Raw genomic sequence first — 18,066 nt, forward strand, 5'->3', positions numbered from 1 at the left:
GTTGGTCAGAAAGGCAGAGGTCCCCAAGTGACCCCATTTTCTCTGGTGGTAGACATTTCCGCTGTCAGCAGATATGGCGGTTGAAAGATGGATGTGTAAATCTGATTGCTGAGATTACCAGGTAGTGGCTCGGGGTTGATTTCAATAAATCGGGGCTCGCTGATTGCTCCGTCTTTGATCTCGTAATAGCCGACGACTCCACTGGTTGCGCTTCCATGGAGATAGACCCAAATTCGGGTGCGTTTATATAGCGGTTCCAGCGCGACAGCCTTCGGGTGTCCATCTATGCTTCCGATGTGGCGATAGGTGCCGTCATCATTAAGAAAACACCAGAAATAACCCCCACCTGTGCCAAACGTTTCGGGGCCGCCCGAGAGCAGCAGGTCGTTATCGCCGTCTTGGTCGAGGTCTACGACGAAGCGATAGCGTTCGACTGTCTCGCCGGCATGGTTGATCGCGGGGGAGCCAGAAGGGTCTGGTATGTCGGGAACCGTGCGTATAGCGGTTGCATCCTGTGGATTTTGAATTCTCTCATCAACCGCGCATAAGGTGATCGCCGGAAGCGCCAGCAGGAGAGCGGAAAATAAAGTCCGCGTGCTCCTGAGTCCTCTGTGTCTGCGAAAAAGCGTGGAAAAAACGTGCATGTGTCCCTTCGTCGGCATTACCCGTAGCAGGTTCCTCGGGTCGAAGGCCGTTTCGTGCCCTCCTCTCAGCCCCGCGCGCGGAGCCCCCCGTTTGTGAAGCGCACTAAAGGGGAAAAACCCGTGTTTCGCAACCCCTTAAAGCGATTATCCTCAGGTGTGCGCCGGGGGATAAGGCGAAAGGGGGGAAGCGCTTTTTACTGAGCGGTGACTTCGAAAAAGGTCTCCGGCGCGAAGTCGGTGTTACCGGGCATGGTTTCGAGGACGTTACCGTCGGGGCCGAGGACAACGATTTTGTCACCGATGCCGACGAATACCTTTTCGAGTTGGCCGGAGGGGGAGAACTGGTCGCAACGCAGGTAGCGGTTATCGAGGCCCGGGTAGGGGAGCATGGTGTAGAGCAACTCCCCGCTGCCGTCGTAAACGGTGTAGCGGGTGGCGAGCCCCTGCGCGTTGCGCTCGTAGTAGCCGTGCAGGATGACGTTGCCGTCGGGGTCGTGCTTGATGAACTCGGAGGGCCGGTCCGGATGGCCGACGATGGTGCCACGGTTGGCGGCGGTGGCGGGGGAAGACGCCTGGGTGATGTCCGGGGTGGAAAAAGCGACGAGCAGGAGAATGCCAAGCAGACCCAGCAGGAGGAGCGGGTTTTTATTCTTCATCGGGGTGATGGGGTAAAGGGTATGTTCGCCTGTTTTATAACCTATGGCGGGTTTTCTTCAGTTGTTTTACAAGAAGGAACCGTGTTTTGCAGTAACCCTTGTTGAGGGTATTTAGTGGCCTTATTCTACCGGGAAGGATCGTATCCGTGTCATCCGTGGTTAAGAAAAAGAGGCTCACACGGAGGCACAGAGGCACGGAGGGGAGAAAATGGTTAAAATGGCTAATGGTTGTTTCCTGGGGTCAATATTAAACCATTAGAAATCAGGCATTTAACCATGCGATATTGTGGCTGTGATATTTCTTGCAATGCATTTGGATGCTTTGTTCAGCGTTGCTCCATCTTGTCGCGCAGGGCGGTGAGGCGGCGAGCGCTTTCGCGGTTGCGCACGGCCATGGAGTAGGCCGCCGGGTCTCCGACGAGGAAGACCTTTTTGCGCCCGCGGGTGATGGCGGTGTAAAGGAGGTTGCGCTGGAGCATGACGAAGTGCTGCTTGAGCAGCGGGATGATGACGATGGGGAATTCGCTGCCCTGGCTCTTGTGGATGCTGATGGCGTAGGCCAGGGAGAGGTCCGTCATCTCCGTGCGGGTAAAGTCGTGGATCTCGTTGTCAAAGCGCACGGCGATGGTTCCGGCCTCGGCGTTGATATGGCTGATGCGCCCGAGGTCGCCGTTGAAGAGGTTCTTGTCGTAGTTGTTGCGCTGCTGGATGACCTTGTCGCCCCGGTGGAAGCGGACCGGGCCGAGCGTCACGCCCGGTTGGCCGGGGTTGAGCGCGGACTGGAGCACGGCGTTGAGATTGAGCGTGCCGCCCGCTCCCTTGTGCATGGGCGGGAGCACCTGCACGTCCATGACCGGGTCCAGGTGCGGATACCAGCGCGGGATGCAGTCGCGGCAGAGGCTGACCACGGCCTCGGCGCAGCGTTCGGGCTCGGGCGCGGCGATAAAGTGCAAATCCTCCGAGGGATCGACGTGGGCGGGGTCTTCCGCCGGGCCGGGCGGCGAGGCCTCGCCGTGGAGGATGGCGTGCGCGGTCAGGACAATCCGGCTGCGGGCCTGCTGGCGGAAAATCTGCGAGAGTCGCGTGACGGACGGCACATGGGGCAGGCCGCCGCTTTTTTCGGCCAGGCCGATGAGGTCGCCCAGGACGTTGCCCGCGCCGACGCTGGGGAGCTGGTCGGCGTCGCCCACGAGCAGGAGGTGAGCCCGCGAGGGGATGGCCCGGAAGAGGCAGGCGGCCAGCTTGCTGTCGAGCATGGAAGCCTCGTCCACCACCACGAAGTCGCAGGGCAGGGGGTTGTCGGCGTTGATGCTGAAGCCGCCCGCCGCCGGGTCGAACTGGAGCAGCCGGTGAATGGTCTGGGCCTGCGCGCCGGTGGTCTCACCCATCCGCTGGGCGGCCCGCCCGGTGGGGGCGGCCATGAGGAGCCGGACTTTTTTGGCCCGGAGGATTTCGGTCAGGGCCTTGAGAATAGTGGTCTTGCCGGTGCCGGGGCCGCCGGTGAGGATGGAAACCTTGTGGGCGAGGGCGGCGGAAATGGCGGCGGCCTGCTCGGGCGCGAATTCAAACCCGGCCCGCTCCTGCGCCCATTCGACGGCTTTGTCGATGAGGATGGGGGGCAGGCAGGAAGGGGTGTCGAGCAGGTCACGCAGGGCGTGGGCGACGACGACTTCGGCCCGGTGAGAGGCCGGAAGCTGGAGGATCGTTTGCGGGGAGTAAAGCTCGGCCGGATCCGTCGCCGCCGCGCCGGAGGGGATGAGCGCGCCCTGTTCGACGAGGCTCTTGAGCGGGGTGTTGAGCAGGTGCGGGTCCACGTCGAGCAGACGGGTGGCGTGCTCGATCAGGTCCGGGGTGGCAAAGGCGGTGTGCCCCTCGCTCTCGGCCTCCTCCAGCGCGAAGATCAGCCCCGCCTCCAGGCGGCGCGGGTTGTCGTTCTGGAGCCCGAGGTTGCGGGCAATCTGGTCGGCGGTTTTGAAGCCGATGCCCTGGATGTCGCGGGCGACGCGGTAGGGGTCGCGCTCAAGAATGGTGCGGGCCTCGTTGCCGAACTTGCGGTAAATACGTGTGCACAGGGCGGTGCTGACCCCGTAGGTGTGCAAAAAGAGCATGATTTCGCGCTGGGCCTGCTGGGATTCCCAAGCCAGCTTGATGTCCTTGGCCCGCTGTTTGCCCACGCCGGGGACTTCGCGCAGGCGGCCCGACTCCTCGGAAATGACTTTCAGGGTCTCAACCCCGAAGTGCTCGACGATCTTTTCGGCGAACTTCGGCCCGATATTGGGAATCATGCCGGAGCCGAGGTATTTTCTGATCCCGTGGACGGTGGAGGGCAGCTTGCTGGTGAAGCCCTTGATCTTGAACTGCGGGCCGTGGACGGGGTGGCGTTGCCATTCGCCGCGCAGTTCGAGGGTCTCACCACACTGGACGCCGGGCAGGTTCCCGGCGATGGTCACGCACTGGCGCTGGCCGTTGGGGCGGAATTCGCCGATCGTGTAGTGGTTCTCCTCGTTGGCGAAGACGATCCGCTCCAGCGTGCCGGTCAGGGTGTCGGGACTGTCGTTGGGGTCGGGCAAAATCGTGGTGAGAGTTTTTACCTCCGTGGAAATCCGGCCTTGCGGCGGCGTTCAGGCCGGGCAGGCTTCGATCTCGACCCCGAAGAATTCGAGGCCCAGTTCGGCCAGGTCGGCGTAGGCGCCGAGGGGGGCGGGGTCGTTGGCGGAGAGTTGCTTGATGGAGTGGCTGCCGGTGGCCACGACGAGGCAGCGCAGCCCGGCGGTGGCGGCGGAAGCAATATCCCAGGGGGAGTCGCCGATCATGAGAGTGGTGGCCGGGTCGGCCTGCATCGTCTCCATGACATGCCGGGTGAACTCCGGCTGCGGCTTGCGCCAGGGGGTGTCGCCGGTGCCGAAGACTTTCTCCAGGTAAGGGGTGTAGCCGAGGTAATCGGCGACGAGGCGGGCGTTGTTGCCCTCCTTGTTGGTAAAGATCGCCTGCTTGAAACCGCGTTCGTGGAGGGCTTTGAGCAGTTCGAGGGAGCCGGGGAGGGCGACCAGATCCTCCTTCCAGATTTCGGCGTAGTGCGAACGGAAGAGCTTGACCGCCCGCTCGGCGTTTTCCTTGCCCACGAGCCGTTCCATTGTGATCGGCACGGAGCCGCCGACGGTTGCCCGGACCGTCTCGTAGGACGCCGGTTCGAGCCCGAGCACGTCCTGTGCGTACCGGTAGCATCGGTAGATGGTCATGAAATGATCGATCAGGGTTCCGTCCAGATCGAAGAGAATGGTCTGTGTATCCTGCCCCATAATTCTAGCGTAAGTAGCATAGAATTTGCCCATCCGGGGCAATATGGCCAGCCTTTTGCTTGACCCGGGGGGATTGTCCCCCGACTTTCAGACCTGCCGGATATAATATCCGTCTCCCCTCTTCGCTAAACTATGCCGGAACAGGACGCACCTCCCGAACTGGACTTTCGTCGTGATGGCTCCGACTGCCTGACGATTGTTCTACGCGGTACCTGGAAGATGCAGCAGCAACTTCCGGACTCCGACCGTGTGCAGCAGGAGCTGGCCCCGGGACTGTCCCGGCTGGCCTTTGACGCTCAGGGCGTAAGCGGTTGGGACAGCGGCCTGATGACCTTTCTGCTGCGCTGCTGGGACCTGGCGGGTGCGAACAAAATCCAGATCGACTCCGAGGGGCTGCCCAAAGGCGTCAATGGCCTGATGAAGCTCGCCACCGCCGTCCCCGAGAAGGAAGGCACCGGACGCGGGGTAACCACGCGCTCGCTTTTTTACCGGGTCGGCTCACAGAGCATCGCGCTGGCCGAGGAGGCGCAGGAGATTTTTACGTTTCTGGGCGAGGCGGTTATTGCCTTCTTTCGCTTTTTTACCGGAAGGGCGCGCTTTCGCTGGAGCGACCTGTGGGTTGTGGTCCAGCAGACCGGGGCCGAGGCCCTGCCCATTGTCGCGCTGATCAGCTTTCTCGTCGGCCTGATCCTGGCCTATGTCGGGGCGGTGCAGTTGGCGCAGTTCGGGGCGACCATCTACGTGGCCGACCTGGTCGGCCTGGCCATGGTCCGCGAAATGGGCGCGATCATGACGGCTATTGTCATGTGCGGGCGGACGGGGGCGGCCTTTGCTGCTCAGTTGGGGACGATGAAGGTCTCTGAGGAGATTGACGCGCTCCAGACCCTCGGCATCTCGCCGATGGAGTTCCTGGTCCTGCCGCGCATGCTCGCCCTGTGCTGCATGCTCCCGCTGCTGGTACTCTTTTCCGACTTTATCGGCATCCTCGGGGGGCTGGTGGTCAGCATCACCACGCTCGATATTTCCTTCCAGCAGTTTGTGAACCGGACTATCGCGGCCATCGACCTGGCCAATTTCTCCAGCGGTCTGATCAAGTCCGTCTTCTTCGGCGTGCTGGTGGCCTCGACCGGATGCCTGCGCGGCATGCAGTGCGGGGACAGTTCCGCCGCGGTCGGGGTGGCCGCCACTTCCGCCGTGGTCACGGGTATCACCTGCATCATCGTGGCGGACGCGGTTTTTGCCGTGATCTTTAACATTCTCGGGATATGAGCCAGGAGCCGCCAAAGATCAAAGTCGAGCACCTGACCATGGCCTACGGTTCGTTCGTGGTCATGAACGACCTGAATTTCGAGATCAAAAAGGGGGAGATCTTCGTCATCATGGGCGGGTCGGGCTGCGGCAAGAGCACCCTGCTCAAGCACCTGATCGGGCTGAAAGACCCGGCGAAAGGCGAAATCTACTACGACGGGGAGAACTTCAATCACGCCGAGCCGGAGCAAAAGCTCCTTATGCTGCAAAAGTTCGGCGTGCTCTATCAGGGCGGAGCACTGTGGAGTTCGATGACGCTGGCCGAGAACGTCGCGCTGCCGCTGGGCGAGTTCACCTCGCTCTCGCAGAAGGAAATCCGCGACATCGCCACCCTGAAGCTTTCGCTGGTCGGACTGCGCGGGTTCGAGGACTTTTACCCGTCAGAGATCAGCGGCGGGATGCGCAAGCGCGCCGGCCTGGCCCGCGCGATGGCGCTCGACCCCGACGTGCTCTTTTTCGACGAGCCCTCCGCCGGACTGGACCCGATCAGCTCGCGCCGTCTGGACGACCTGATCCTGGAGCTGCGCGACAGCCTGGGGGCGACGGTCGTGGTGGTCACGCATGAGTTGGCCAGTATTTTCGCGATTGCCGACAAGGCGATCTTTCTCGACGCCGCCACGCGCACCCAGGGCGCGATCGGCAACCCGCACGACTTGCGGGACCAGACCGAGAACATGGCTGTGCGCACTTTTCTGCGCCGGGGCGAGGAGGAGATCCCCGAGGTCGTCTGAACGGCATGAAAAAAGCCATTGCCCAACCTTTTTAATCCACTAACGTTTCTAATAAACCGTATGAGCAAAAAAGCCAATCCAGCCGCCATTGGGGTTTTCGTGGTGGGGGCCGTCATCCTGGCAGTCGTCTCTCTGGTCATTTTCGGCTCCGGCACGCTCTTTCGCAAGACCGAGACCTTTCTGCTGTACTTTCAGGACTCGATCAACGGGCTGGAGGTCGGCGCTCCGGTCAAGTTCAAGGGCGTTCGTATCGGCCAAGTGACGGACATCCGCATTCGCTTCAACCAGGACGACGAGTCGCCGCATGTGCCGGTCTTTATCCAAATTGACATCGACCGGCTCCAGAACTCGCTCGGCGTGGACGTTGACCTGAGCAACGACAAGATCTTCGAAGAACAGGTCGATATCCTCGGGTTGCGGGGTAAGCTGCAGCAGGCGAGCTTTGTCACCGGGATGCTTTTCATCGAGCTTGACTATGATCCCAACGCTGGCCCGGCCTACTTCGTTCAATTGAAGAACGAAGACGACGACTATGATTACAAGGAAATCCCCACCGTCTCCTCCGGCCTGACCGAAGTTATCAAGAAAGTCACCGGTATGGTGGACAAGATCAGCAAGATCGACTTCCAGTCCATCGGGGAAAAGGCCAACGACATCCTGACCCGGCTTGACGACGGGATGGCCGAAATCCAGTTCAAGGAAATCAACGACAAGGCCGTCGCCCTGCTCGACAATCTCGACAGCATCAGCGGCGATCCCGAGTTCAAGAAGCTCCCCGGTAACCTCAATGCTACTCTTGATGACGGACGCAAGTTCATCGCCACCCTCGACAAGAGCATGGACGGTGTGATTTCCGACCTGAAAATCACACTCAACGGTGCCCGCAGCACGCTTGGGCAGATCGATGTGGTGGCCGACAACCTGAATAACATGCTCGAACCGGAATCCCCGTTGCGCTACCAGCTCGAAAGCTCGCTGAGCGAACTGTCTGATGCGCTGCGCTCGATCCGTGTGCTGGCCGACTACTTGGAGCGTAATCCGAGTGCGCTGCTCATCGGTAAGCAGAATAATTCATCTTCAGACAAGTAAACCATGCGTAAACTCATCCTTGCACCGCTGCTCTTTGCCTGCCTGCTCGCCCTGTCCGGCTGCTCCATCGGCGAGTCTTCCTCGCCTTCGCGCTTCTACGTGCTGACCCCCCTGCCCGAGGGGACCCAGCCGGTTTCCTTCGAGGGCGAGGCACCTTCGGTTGGCCTGACTCGCGTGCAGATTCCGGCCACGCTGGACCGTCCGCAGATGGTTGTCTTTACGGCCCCCAACGAGGTCAACTACAACGAATTCAACCGCTGGAGCGAGCCGCTCTCGCAAGGCATCGGCGAGACCGTCCGCCGCAATCTGCTTGTGCTCATGGGGCCGGGCAAGGTGTCCGCGTTCCCGTGGATGCAGACCTTTCCGCGTGACTACAACGTGCAGATTATCGTGCAGGAGTTCGGTCCCTACACCTATCTGAACGAAGTCATCCTCCGCGCCGTGTACCGGATCGAGGAAGTGGGCAAGGGCAAGCGTGACACGGTATTTGTGGCGGAAGTCGTCTATAACCAGCCCATCGCCGGGGAGACGCAGAACTTCGATGATATCGTCGATGCCCTCAGCAAGACCGTGGCCCGTCTGAGCCAGGACATTGCCGCCGAAATCCAGAAGCTCGAACAGCAGCAGGACGAGACCGAAGGCGAAAACAAGTCCGCCGACGCGCCCAAGACCGAGACGACCGAAGCAGGCAAGGGCATGCTTCAGCCGCACTTCCGTGGTCTGGATAAGGAGTAGTCCCGCTTTTCCCGCCAGGGGAGCAGAGATTTATTACCGGCTTTAAGTCGTTTTGAAAACGGAACTTCGTTCCTTTCTCACTTCCCGGTCTTCCTGTTACACAAAACTCCGTGCCTCTGTGCCTCCGTGTGAGGCTCTTTATTTACCGGCTCGTTATTTGTCTTGTTGTGAACGGTCTGTGCCGTTTCTGGGCGAGGTTCAAGACCCGGCTTCGACCATGATCTTGACGCCTTCCTGGCGGATGTTGGTGGCAAAGGCTTCCTCGATCTGGTCGAGCGGGAACCGGTGCGTGATGAGTGAACTCATGGGCAGGCCGATGCGCTCGGCGCGCTGGAGGAAGTGGTAGGCGTTCGGGTACTCGAAGCTGTTGTAAGCCCAACTGCCGGTCACGGTGATTTCCTTGCGGCAGATGTCGAGATGCGGGTTGATCTTGCACTCGCCACCGTCCACAAAGTGCCCGACCTCGCAAATGCCGCCTCCCCGGCGGATGCACTTGAAGAGGTTGGAAAAAGCCGCGGGCACGCCCGTCACCTGGAAGCCGAAGTGCGCGCCTACGCCCTTGGTCATGCCGTTGACGGCATCGGCCAGCTCGTCGATCCCGGCGAAGTCGCGGTAGTTGAGCGTTTCGTCCGCGCCCATCTTGCGGGCCAGTTCGAGGCGTCCGGGGTTGCCGTCGATGGCGATGAGCGTGTTGATCCCATAGGTGCGCAGAACCGCGAGCATCATCAACCCGATGGGGCCGCAGCCCTGCACGATGACCCGTGTGCGGAAATTCAGGGTGGCCCCGCAGCTCTTGGCGCGTTCCAGGGCGTGGCAGCCGACGGCGGCGGGCTCGATCAGGGTGCGCAGCTCCAGGCTCATGTCGTTGACGACAAAGACGGAGGAGCCGGGGCGGATGATGAGGTACTCGCCGAAGTAGCCGTTGAAATGGTTGTCGGGCTCGTCGGGTAGCAGCCCGTAGATGCGCATGTCGTCGCACAAGTTCGCCTTGAGCGGGTTGTACTTGGCGATCATGCAGGCCTCGGAGGTCTCCATCAGGCTGGTAACGATCCGGTCACCGGGCACAATGGGTTTGCCCACGCTGTCCATTTTGATGTTTTTGCCGACTTCTATCACCACGCCGGTGCCCTCGTGCCCGAGCACGACCGGGGCGAGGCCGAAAGGGTCGGAGTTGTAGCAGTGCACGTCGGTGCCGCAGACGCCGCAGGCTTCGACCTTGACCAGAATTTCGTCTGGCCCGATGGCGCGGAGCGGGAACTCGCGTATCTCGACCTGCTTGGGTCCGGTGAGGACAGCGGCCCGCGCGTAAGCCGGGACGGTGCCCCGTGTCTTGGCTGGAGCGGAAGTTCGCTCACTGGCCGCAGCTTGTGTTCCGGCAGTGGTGGCCGGGCGGGATTGGGTTACGACCTCGCGGACGATGCGGTCGATGTCATCTCGGGTGAACTGCATGGGCAAAGAAAGCGAAAAAAGCGGCAACGGATGCCAGATTTTGAAAGTGGTGCTCCGGCGCGCCTCTCCACGGTGGGACAGGCGCACCGAAGTCCACGATCAGGCTTAGTTATGCAAAAAATCAAGCACGCCCGGCCAGAACTGTGCGCTCATATTGCCGGATGGAATCGGCCAAGGCAAGCTCTCCCGGGACATTATTTCGGCGGCAGAACTCCTCCCAAACCACGCTCCAGGGCAGGGCCTTGGCGGTCTCCAGCAGCAGCAGGCGGGAGGTGTAGTCGCCTTCGAGTTCGGCCTGGCGCAGCTTTTCGCGGGGTTCGAGCAGGGCGAGCAGCAAGCACTTCTGGGCGGCGCGGGTGCCGATGGCCCAGGCGGCGATGCGGTTGATGGAGGCGTCGAAGAAGTCCAGCCCGATGTGGGTGCGGGGCAGGGCGTCGCAGCGGACAAGCTCCTGCATGATGGCCTGGGTGGCGTCGTCGAAGAGCACGACGTGGTCGCTGTCCCAGCGGACGCCGCGGGAGACGTGCAGGAGCAGTTCGGGCACGAACATCAGGACGGAGGAAATCTTGTCCGCGATGCTCTCGGTCGGGTGGAAATGCCCGGCGTCCAGGCAGAGGGCCGTCTGGTTCTTGAAGGCGTAGCCCATGTAGAACTCGTGCGAGCCGACGACGAAGCTTTCCGATCCGATGCCGAACAGCTTCGACTCGACGGCGTCGATGTTGTGGGCGGGGGAGAGTTTCTCCTCCAGCACGGCGTCGAGGCTGGCCTCCAGACGCTGGCGGAAGCCGAGGCGGTCCGCTGGCAGGTCCTTCATGCCGTCGGGAACCCAGATGTTGGTCACGCAGGGGCTGCCGAGCTGCTCGCCGATGACGGCACCGATCTGGCGGCTGGCGCGGCAGTGGGCGATCCAGAAATCGCGGATGCCCTGGTCCGGGCTGCTCAGCGTAAAGCCCGCATCGGCATTGGGGTGGGAGAAGCAGGACGGGTTAAAGTCCATGCCCAAGCCCTGCTGACGGCACCAGTCGATCCAGCTCTGAAAGTGTGCGGGCTCAATGGCGTCGCGGTCCACGCTCTTGCCGCCGAAGTCGCCGTACATGGCGTGCAGGTTGAGCCGGTGACTCCCCGGCAGCAGCGAAAGCGCCTGTTCCAGGTCCTGACGCAGCTCGTCGATGGAGCGGGCCTTGCCGGGGTAGTTACCGGTCACGGCCAGGCCGCTGCCCAGCGTGCCGTCGCCGCCCTCAAAACCGCCCACGTCGTCCCCTTGCCAGCAGTGCAGCGAGATCGGGGTCGAAGTCATGGCTTCGAGCGCTTTTTCCACATCGACGCCGAGGCTGGCGTATTTGTCTTTTACCTGGTCAAACATGGGTATCCGTAAGTTTAAGGGGTTGGGGTTGGGAGTTTGAGAGTTTGAAAGTTTGGGGTTTGAGAGTTTTTTGGGGGATGAGTTGGGGGAGGGGGAATGGCGGGCAGTATAGCAGGTAAGGCCGGAAATCGCCATGCACGGGCTGACTTCTTGTTTGCACTTTTTGACAGGATTTCGGAGGGTGTTCTCACGCCATGCCCGCCCGCCTGGATACTTTCAGCCGTTACCTGCCGCCCGACCCTCAGTCCACCCGCTGGGGCTGGCGACTGATCGACGCCGGACGGCAGCAGGTTCCTGCGGGCGGGGACTATCCGTTGGCCGGACATCCGCTGGCGTACTTTTTTGATAAAAATGGTCGCCGCACGCTGCCAGAGTTTCAGCTCGTGATGATTACCGCCGGGAGCGGGCATTTTCAGTCGCGGTCATGTCCGGAGCGCACCGTTGGCGCGGGAGATACGCTGCTGCTTTTTCCCGGCGAATGGCACCGCTACGGGCCTTCGCCGCGTACCGGGTGGACGGAGTATTGGCTCGGTTTCGAAGGGGAGGAGGCGGCCCGCATCATGAAAACTTTTTTCAGCCGCAGTCAGCCAGTCCAGCCGGGGGCCTACACCGCCGAGGCGATCCGGATTTTTGACCAGTTGATGGACTGGCTGCGCCACCCCCGCCCCGGCGGGGAGCAGGTGACGGCCAGCTTTATTCCGCAACTGCTGGCCTTGCTCCGGGCCGGAAGTGCGGGCACGGGCACGCATCGGGGGCGAGAGGAGGAGCTTGTCATGGCCGTGCGTGCGCGTCTCATGGCCGATCCGGCTGAACGCGCCGACCTGCCCGCGCTGGCGGCAGAGCTGGGCGTGAGCTACTCCCTGCTGCGGGGGTTGTTCCGGCGGCACACGGGCCATTCGCCCCGGCAATTCGAGAACTTGATCCGTCTCAACCGTTCGCGGGATTTGCTGGCGGCGGGCGAAAGCGTCACCGCCACCGCCGCCAACCTCGGCTACGCCAGCGTGCATTACTTCTCGCGGGCGTTCAAGCGGCAGTTCGGCCAAGCTCCGCAGCAGTGGCGCGAGCGGCGGGGCATGGTCAGTTAAGCAATTCAGTCGCAACGGGCGCGAATAAGGCACCACGGCACAAAGACTTTTGCTTGCTCAAGCCTTTGTGCCTTTGCGTCTTTGCGGTTAAAATAAAACTTAAACCGTCTTGGCGGGAGCTTCGCCATCGATCTCGCCGGGGCGGTGATGGGTGCGGCCCCGCAGGTCCTCCAGGATGACATAAAAACACGGCACGAGCACAAGCGTGATGAGAGTCGCGAAGAGGATGCCGAAACCGAGTGAAATCGCCATCGGGATCATAAACCGGGCCTGGCGCGAGGTTTCCAGAATCATCGGGAAGAGCCCGCCGAAGGTGGTCAGGGTGGTCAGCACGATGGCGCGGAAGCGCGCGGTGGCCGCGCCCGTGACGGCTTCGGCGGCGTTACGACCCTCTTTGCGCAGCCGGTTGGTGAAGTCGATCAGCACGAGCGAGTCGTTGACCACGACGCCGCTCAGGGCCACGATCCCCAACAGGCTCATGAGCGAGAGGTTGTAGCCCATGATGATGTGCCCGATGACAGCCCCGACGATTCCGAACGGAATCGCGAGCATGACGATAGCCGGTTGCAGGTAGCTGTTGAAGGGGATGGCCAGCAGCGCGTAAACCGCCAGCAGCGTCATTGCGAGGCCGATAATCATGGCCTGTACGCTGTCGTTCATGTCAGCCTGACGGCCCTCATAGGAATAACTCAGTCCGGGGTAACGGGCCACCAGGTCGGGCAGGACATGCGCGGAGAGGTCCGCCGTGATCAGCGGCGCGTCCGCAGGGTCCGCCGTGTCGGCGGTGACGGAGAGCACGCGGCGGCCGTCGCGGCGCGAGATACTGGTAAAGGCGCGGTCGCGCTCGATGGTGACGACATCGGCCAGGGGAACTTCACCACCGCTGGGCGTCATCAGGATGAGCGAGTCCACATCGGCTTCCGAACTGCGTTCGGCCTCGGGCAGCCGGACCATGACCTTGATCTCGTGGCGGCCCCGCAACTGCCGCAGCGCCTCTGAGCCGTAGAACGATCCGCGCACCTGCCGGGCCACGTTGCGGGCGGTCAGGCCGAGGCTCTGGCCCTCGGGTTTTAGCCGCAGGTTGAACTGCTCCTTGCCCGGCTGGAAGCCGTCGTTGGCGTCCGTGACTTCGGGGTATTCGAGCAGGGTGTTGGCCAGGTCTTCGGCGGCTGCCTCCAGGGTGGGGATGTTGCGGTGGCTCAGTTCCACGGTGACGGCCTGGCCGGAGCCCGGACCGCCCCGGTCCGAGGCGAAGGAGGAGGTATCCACCCCGTAGAGGGTGCCGACTTTTTCACGCCATTTTCGGGTAAACTCCAGTGTGGAAATGGGCCGGGTGTCGGCGTCGGTCAGGTAAACACGAAAGGTGACAATGTGGCTGCCGCCGCTCCCGACCACGGAGTAGATGCCCTTGCTCAACTGGTCGCCGCCGTTTTCGGCAACGACGGCCTCGGCGGCCTGAAGCACTTGCTGACGGATACGTTCGGTCTGGGACACGGGGGAGCCATAGGGCAGCTCGACCGAGGCGTAGGCGAAGTCTTGCTCGACGCGCGGCATCAGGATCATCCGCATGCGTCCGCTGTCCACCCAGGCGAAGATCAGCGACATGGCACACAGGCCGATGGCGCAAACCACATAGCGCCAGCGCAGGGTACGGCTCAGCCACGGGTGGTAGCGGTTGTTCACGAAACGGGTGAAGGCTTTGCCGAAGCGCTGCTGGAGGTGGTGGAGCTTGCCGCCGATGCCGTGCGGGTGGATGTCCTTCTGGTGGCTGAGGTGGGCGGGCAGGATGTAGAGCGACTCGATCAGGGAGACGGAAAAAACCGAGATGACGACCACCGGGATGACGCCGAAGATTTTCCCCATCATGCCGGGCACGAAGAACAGCGGCATGAAGGCGGCGATGTTGGTCAGCACACTGAAGACCACGGGCATGGCTACTTCGCGGGTCCCGTCGATGGCGGCCAGGAAGAAGGGCTTGCCGGACTGGTGGTGGCTGTAGATGTTTTCGCCCACCACGATGGCGTCGTCCACCACGATCCCCAGTGTGATGATGAACGCGAACATCGAAATCATGTTGATGGTGGCGTCGAACATGGGGAAGAACAGGAACGCCCCCAGGAACGAAATGGGAATCCCGAGCATGACCCAGAAGGCCAGCCGCGCTTCGAGAAAAACGCCCAGCACGAGCAGCACCAGGACGAGGCCCATCATGAGGTTTTTCAACAACAACTCGGCGCGCTGGGAGTAGATCTCGGAGCGGTCGTCGAGCACATCGATATAAACGCCGTGGGGGAGCGTTTCCTTCAGCTTGGCCACCTCGTCCCTCACCGCGCTGGCCACGCCGATGGGGGTCTGGTCGCCGATGCGGTACACGTCGATGAGCACCGCGCGGTCACCGTTGTAGTAGGCGTACTGGTCGGTATCTTCAAAACCATCCTCGATCGTGGCGATATCCTTGAGTAGGACGCGCACCCCGTCGTTGCCGCTGACGATGGGGATATCCGCGAACTCCCGGGCGTAGTCGCGGCGCTGCTTGAGGCGCACGAGGATTTCCCCCGAAACGGTGTCAACCCCGCCCCCGGCCATGTCGAGCGCGGAATTATTGATCGCGTCGGCCACGTCGCCGAGCGTCAGCCCGTAACGGCGCAGGGTCTCGCGCGGGACGGTGATCGTGACCTCGTAGTCCCTCGCCCCCGAAAGCTCGACCTGGGTGACGCCGCCGTTGGACAAGAGTGAGTCGCGGACGGTTTCCGCTACCGAGCGCAGTGTCCACTCGTCCAGGTTGCCGTGGATGGCGAGCGTGACCACATCGCGCTTGCGGCTGACGATGGACACGGTCGGTTCTTCGGCTTCGTCGGGAAAAGTCGTGATGCGGTCAACTTCGTTTTTGATGTCGGCGGCGAGTTGCTGGAGGTTCTCGCCCTCGATCAGCTCGACCTGGACCGAGCCGCTGCCTTCACTGGCGGTGGAGGTGACTTCCTTGACCCCGTCGAGCCCCTGCACGGCCTCTTCCACCGGCAGAATGATACTCTGCTCGACCTCCTCAGGGCTGGCGCCGGGATAGCTCACCCTGATGTTGACTATGTCCAGCTCGAACTCTGGGAATATTTCCTGTTTCGCCCGCAGGGCGAAGATCAGCCCGCCCACGATGAAAACCGCCATGAGCAGGTTCGCCGTCACTGAGTGCCCGGCCATCCAGGCGATGGTGCCACGACGGCGGAGTTTGTCAGGTGTATTCATGTTTGGATACTAAAGTGGTTGGTGGGTTTTTTCGCTTACTGGAAACGCAGGCGCTTCATCAGGAAGGGCCACAGAGCCAGGATCAGGCCGGGCATGAAAAGGATGCACAGGGCATAGGCCATGACAGGGCGGGACCAGCCCGCCGTGGTGATCGCCATACAAATGGCCCCGGCCATGAACTGCGTGAAAATGATCGTCGAGGAGGCCGCGCCGATGTCTTCGCGCACTTGCTCAAGGATGAGGTGGTTACTGAGCGGCCGGCTCAGCCCGGCGAAGAACGCGAAGCCCGAGGCCCCCAGCGTGAAGAACGCGAAGTGCCAGTTGCCCAGGGCCAGGAGGATGAAGGACATGGTGACGCTGCCGCAGAGGCTGGCGAAGATCAGTTGCCGGTCGCTGAAGCGCTGGAGCAGGCGGGTGCAGGTAAACGCCCCGCTCATGGACAGGAGCGGAGCCACCGCGAAGAGCAGGCCGAAGGTCTGTTCGCTCAGCCCGTACCTTTCCATGTAAACCGTTCCGGCAATACCGACGTAGCCCAGCATGGGGGCGGCCAGCAGGCACATGCTGCTGTTGGCCAGGACGAAGTTGCGGTTGCGGGCGAGGCGGGCGTAGCGCTTCACTGCCGCCACCACGCCGCCGCCTTCGAGCTTGGCGGCGCTCTCGCGAAAATAAAACGCGGCAATCGCCAGCAGTCCGAGTCCGACCAGCGACAGCAACAGGAATATGATGCGCCACGTTGCTACGCGCAGGATGAGCGCTCCCACACTGGGGGCGACCATCGGGGCGATGGAAATGATGATGCCGATCCAGGCGAGCATCTGCTGGCGTACGCGTCCCTCGAAGCAGTCCCGGCAGTAGGCCATCGTCATGGCAGAGGGGGCCGCTGCCGTCACCCCCTGAAGGATACGGGCGAGGATAAACCAGACCGGTCCGGTCGCCATGGCGCACAGGGCGGACGCGATTGAAAAGCCCAACAGCCCGCCGAGCAGGACGGGCCGCCGGCCCACGCGGTCGGAGAGCGCGCCGAAGAAGAGCAGGCTCACGCTGAAGGCGACAAACCAGAGCACCAGCGAGAGATTGATCTGGCTGATGGGAGCGTCCCACTGCTCGGCGATGTGGGGGATCGCTGCCAGGTACATGTCCGTGGACAAGGGCGGCGTCGCGCTCAGCATGGCCAGAAAAAGGACCAGCAGGCGCCGGGGGCGTTGCTGTTGCTGTTGAGCTTCGTTCACGGGGCGGCCTCCCCGTTCGTGGAGAGCGGGTTTTCCACTTCGGCCACGAGCAGCTTGAGTCCGGGGGCGGGCATGGAGAGGTTACTTAATACGAGTCGCTCGCCCACTTCTAGCCCGTCGGCCACGATGACGGATTCGTCGCCCATCCAGACTGGCGAGAGGGGGCGGATCTCCAGTTGGTCGTTGTCTCCGACGATCCACACGCGGCTGCCTTCATGGAAGCTTTCGCGGGGCAGTTGGAAAATGTCCTTCAACTCGGTGCCGTCGATCTCCACCCGTACGTAATCGCCCAGCAGGAGAGCGGGCTGGCCGCGGTTTTCGGGCTTGATCGCGAGTGGGTCTTCCACCGCCACGAGCAGACGGGCCATGCGCCCGGCCGGGTCGAGGTCGCCCAGCAGGGCCACGACATAGGCTTCGCGGTAGCGGGATGTAGTGGAGTTTGGATACACACGTGCACGGCTGCCGCTGGTTTCACCGGGAGCCGGGATGGTCAGCCAGCCGAGTTGGGACTCGGGCACGGCCACCTGTACCCAGTAGGTGTCGAGTCCGGCCAGCGTGGCCACCGTCGATTGCTGAGGGATGTAGGAGCCCATGTCGGCGTTTTTCTCCAGCACGATGGCGTTAAAGGGGGCGACAATACGGGTGCGCTCGAGGTCGAGCTTGGCGTCGTCGAGGTTGGCCTGAGCCGTGGCGACCGTCGCCTTGGCCGACTGGAGCTGCGGCTCGCGCAGGGCGAGCGAAGAGTTGGCACCGGAGACTTCGGCCGCTTCCTTGATTAGCTCCCACTCGCGACGGGCGATGGTTTGGCTGCCGTCTTCGATGGCGAGGGAACTCTGGGCCTGGAGGAGATTGGCCTCGGCCTGCTGGAGCGCGATTTGGTAGTCACGGTCGTCCAGGCGCAGGAGTAGTTCGCCTTTTTCGAGCATTCTGCCTTCGGAGAAGTGCTCACCCATCTCAACCACTTCACCTCCGACCTGGGCGCGGATTTCCACGGACTTTTGCGGGATGACCGCGCCCATGCCCTCGACCACAACACGGGCATCGGTGCGGGCGAGTTTTATCGCCTCGACGTTGGCCTGCATCGGGGCGGGAGGGCGGCGGGAAGTCGCCGGCCCGGTTTCTATCAACAGAAAGCTGCCGCCAACGGCGATCAGGGCCACTACGAGGAGGGCAATCGTTCGCCGCCAGGGAAAGCGGCGTTCGGCGCGGGATGCTTGTTCGTCTGACATGGGTGTGGT

Annotated in this window: 14 protein-coding genes; 5 read left to right on the forward strand and 9 right to left on the reverse strand. The window is 62.3% G+C overall.

Annotated elements, in window-relative coordinates:
- Window positions 1-5: 5 nt before the first annotated feature.
- From H5P28_RS12515 to H5P28_RS12530, 4 genes are all read right to left on the reverse strand, one after another.
- Complete coding sequence (locus tag H5P28_RS12515) at window positions 6-662, reverse strand: hypothetical protein (RefSeq protein WP_185676045.1); 657 nt, start codon at window positions 660-662, stop codon at window positions 6-8.
- A gap of 176 nt (window positions 663-838) precedes the next feature.
- A complete protein-coding gene (locus H5P28_RS12520) occupies window positions 839-1,300 on the reverse strand; it encodes a hypothetical protein (protein WP_185676046.1) in 462 nt (153 codons plus the stop codon).
- A 326-nt stretch (window positions 1,301-1,626) separates the two neighbouring features.
- Window positions 1,627-3,870 (reverse strand): SF1B family DNA helicase RecD2, encoded by a 2,244-nt coding sequence (recD2, locus tag H5P28_RS12525; protein ID WP_185676047.1) that lies wholly within the window; start codon window positions 3,868-3,870, stop codon window positions 1,627-1,629.
- Between the two features lie 51 nt (window positions 3,871-3,921).
- A complete protein-coding gene (locus H5P28_RS12530; protein WP_185676048.1) occupies window positions 3,922-4,599 on the reverse strand; it encodes an HAD family hydrolase in 678 nt (225 codons plus the stop codon).
- A gap of 132 nt (window positions 4,600-4,731) precedes the next feature.
- Here H5P28_RS12530 and H5P28_RS12535 point away from each other — a divergent pair, with 132 nt between their 5' ends.
- Genes H5P28_RS12535 through H5P28_RS12550 form a run of 4 tightly spaced genes read left to right on the forward strand, consistent with a single transcriptional unit; the run spans window position 4,732 to window position 8,462 of the window.
- Complete coding sequence (locus H5P28_RS12535) at window positions 4,732-5,868, forward strand: MlaE family ABC transporter permease (RefSeq protein ID WP_185676049.1); 1,137 nt, start codon at window positions 4,732-4,734, stop codon at window positions 5,866-5,868.
- Window positions 5,865-6,638, forward strand: coding sequence for an ABC transporter ATP-binding protein (locus tag H5P28_RS12540; protein ID WP_185676050.1), 774 nt, complete (start codon window positions 5,865-5,867; stop codon window positions 6,636-6,638). The genes H5P28_RS12535 and H5P28_RS12540 overlap by 4 nt, the downstream gene beginning before the upstream one ends.
- A 60-nt stretch (window positions 6,639-6,698) precedes the next feature.
- Window positions 6,699-7,727, forward strand: coding sequence for an MlaD family protein (locus H5P28_RS12545; protein WP_185676051.1), 1,029 nt, complete (start codon window positions 6,699-6,701; stop codon window positions 7,725-7,727).
- Between the two features lie 3 nt (window positions 7,728-7,730).
- On the forward strand, window positions 7,731-8,462 hold the full coding sequence (locus H5P28_RS12550) for a PqiC family protein (protein WP_185676052.1): 732 nt from the start codon (window positions 7,731-7,733) through the stop codon (window positions 8,460-8,462).
- Between the two features lie 198 nt (window positions 8,463-8,660).
- On the opposite strand, the gene H5P28_RS12555 is transcribed toward H5P28_RS12550, so the two are convergent.
- Window positions 8,661-9,911, reverse strand: coding sequence for a zinc-dependent alcohol dehydrogenase (locus H5P28_RS12555; RefSeq protein ID WP_185676053.1), 1,251 nt, complete (start codon window positions 9,909-9,911; stop codon window positions 8,661-8,663).
- A gap of 121 nt (window positions 9,912-10,032) precedes the next feature.
- Window positions 10,033-11,274, reverse strand: coding sequence for an L-rhamnose isomerase (locus tag H5P28_RS12560; RefSeq protein ID WP_185676054.1), 1,242 nt, complete (start codon window positions 11,272-11,274; stop codon window positions 10,033-10,035).
- 194 nt (window positions 11,275-11,468) lie between these two features.
- Here H5P28_RS12560 and H5P28_RS12565 point away from each other — a divergent pair, with 194 nt between their 5' ends.
- Window positions 11,469-12,359, forward strand: coding sequence for a helix-turn-helix transcriptional regulator (locus H5P28_RS12565; RefSeq protein ID WP_185676055.1), 891 nt, complete (start codon window positions 11,469-11,471; stop codon window positions 12,357-12,359).
- Window positions 12,360-12,458: 99 nt separating this feature from the next.
- Here the strand turns inward: H5P28_RS12565 and H5P28_RS12570 are convergent, their stop codons facing one another.
- Genes H5P28_RS12570 through H5P28_RS12580 form a run of 3 tightly spaced genes read right to left on the reverse strand, consistent with a single transcriptional unit; the run spans window position 12,459 to window position 18,057 of the window.
- Window positions 12,459-15,599, reverse strand: coding sequence for an efflux RND transporter permease subunit (locus H5P28_RS12570; RefSeq protein WP_185676056.1), 3,141 nt, complete (start codon window positions 15,597-15,599; stop codon window positions 12,459-12,461).
- Window positions 15,600-15,634: 35 nt separating this feature from the next.
- Complete coding sequence (locus tag H5P28_RS12575; RefSeq protein WP_185676057.1) at window positions 15,635-16,828, reverse strand: MFS transporter; 1,194 nt, start codon at window positions 16,826-16,828, stop codon at window positions 15,635-15,637.
- Entirely contained in the window at window positions 16,825-18,057 is a 1,233-nt protein-coding gene (locus tag H5P28_RS12580; protein WP_185676058.1) for an efflux RND transporter periplasmic adaptor subunit, read from the reverse strand. The genes H5P28_RS12575 and H5P28_RS12580 overlap by 4 nt, the downstream gene beginning before the upstream one ends.
- Window positions 18,058-18,066: the final 9 nt, after the last annotated feature.

The organism is Ruficoccus amylovorans, assembly GCF_014230085.1.
In the GTDB taxonomy this organism is placed as follows: Bacteria; Verrucomicrobiota; Verrucomicrobiia; order Opitutales; family Cerasicoccaceae; genus Ruficoccus; species Ruficoccus amylovorans.

What these genes read in the sequence shown, in the direction of transcription:
- H5P28_RS12515 (WP_185676045.1), bottom strand. Translation starts at nt 662, where the DNA reads ATGCCGACGAAGGGACACATGCACGTTTTTTCCACGCTTTTTCGCAGA.
- H5P28_RS12520 (WP_185676046.1), bottom strand. Translation starts at nt 1,300, where the DNA reads ATGAAGAATAAAAACCCGCTCCTCCTGCTGGGTCTGCTTGGCATTCTC.
- H5P28_RS12530 (WP_185676048.1), bottom strand. Translation starts at nt 4,599, where the DNA reads ATGGGGCAGGATACACAGACCATTCTCTTCGATCTGGACGGAACCCTG.
- H5P28_RS12535 (WP_185676049.1), top strand. Translation starts at nt 4,732, where the DNA reads ATGCCGGAACAGGACGCACCTCCCGAACTGGACTTTCGTCGTGATGGC.
- H5P28_RS12540 (WP_185676050.1), top strand. Translation starts at nt 5,865, where the DNA reads ATGAGCCAGGAGCCGCCAAAGATCAAAGTCGAGCACCTGACCATGGCC.
- H5P28_RS12545 (WP_185676051.1), top strand. Translation starts at nt 6,699, where the DNA reads ATGAGCAAAAAAGCCAATCCAGCCGCCATTGGGGTTTTCGTGGTGGGG.
- H5P28_RS12550 (WP_185676052.1), top strand. Translation starts at nt 7,731, where the DNA reads ATGCGTAAACTCATCCTTGCACCGCTGCTCTTTGCCTGCCTGCTCGCC.
- H5P28_RS12555 (WP_185676053.1), bottom strand. Translation starts at nt 9,911, where the DNA reads ATGCAGTTCACCCGAGATGACATCGACCGCATCGTCCGCGAGGTCGTA.
- H5P28_RS12560 (WP_185676054.1), bottom strand. Translation starts at nt 11,274, where the DNA reads ATGTTTGACCAGGTAAAAGACAAATACGCCAGCCTCGGCGTCGATGTG.
- H5P28_RS12565 (WP_185676055.1), top strand. Translation starts at nt 11,469, where the DNA reads ATGCCCGCCCGCCTGGATACTTTCAGCCGTTACCTGCCGCCCGACCCT.
- H5P28_RS12570 (WP_185676056.1), bottom strand. Translation starts at nt 15,599, where the DNA reads ATGAATACACCTGACAAACTCCGCCGTCGTGGCACCATCGCCTGGATG.
- H5P28_RS12580 (WP_185676058.1), bottom strand. Translation starts at nt 18,057, where the DNA reads ATGTCAGACGAACAAGCATCCCGCGCCGAACGCCGCTTTCCCTGGCGG.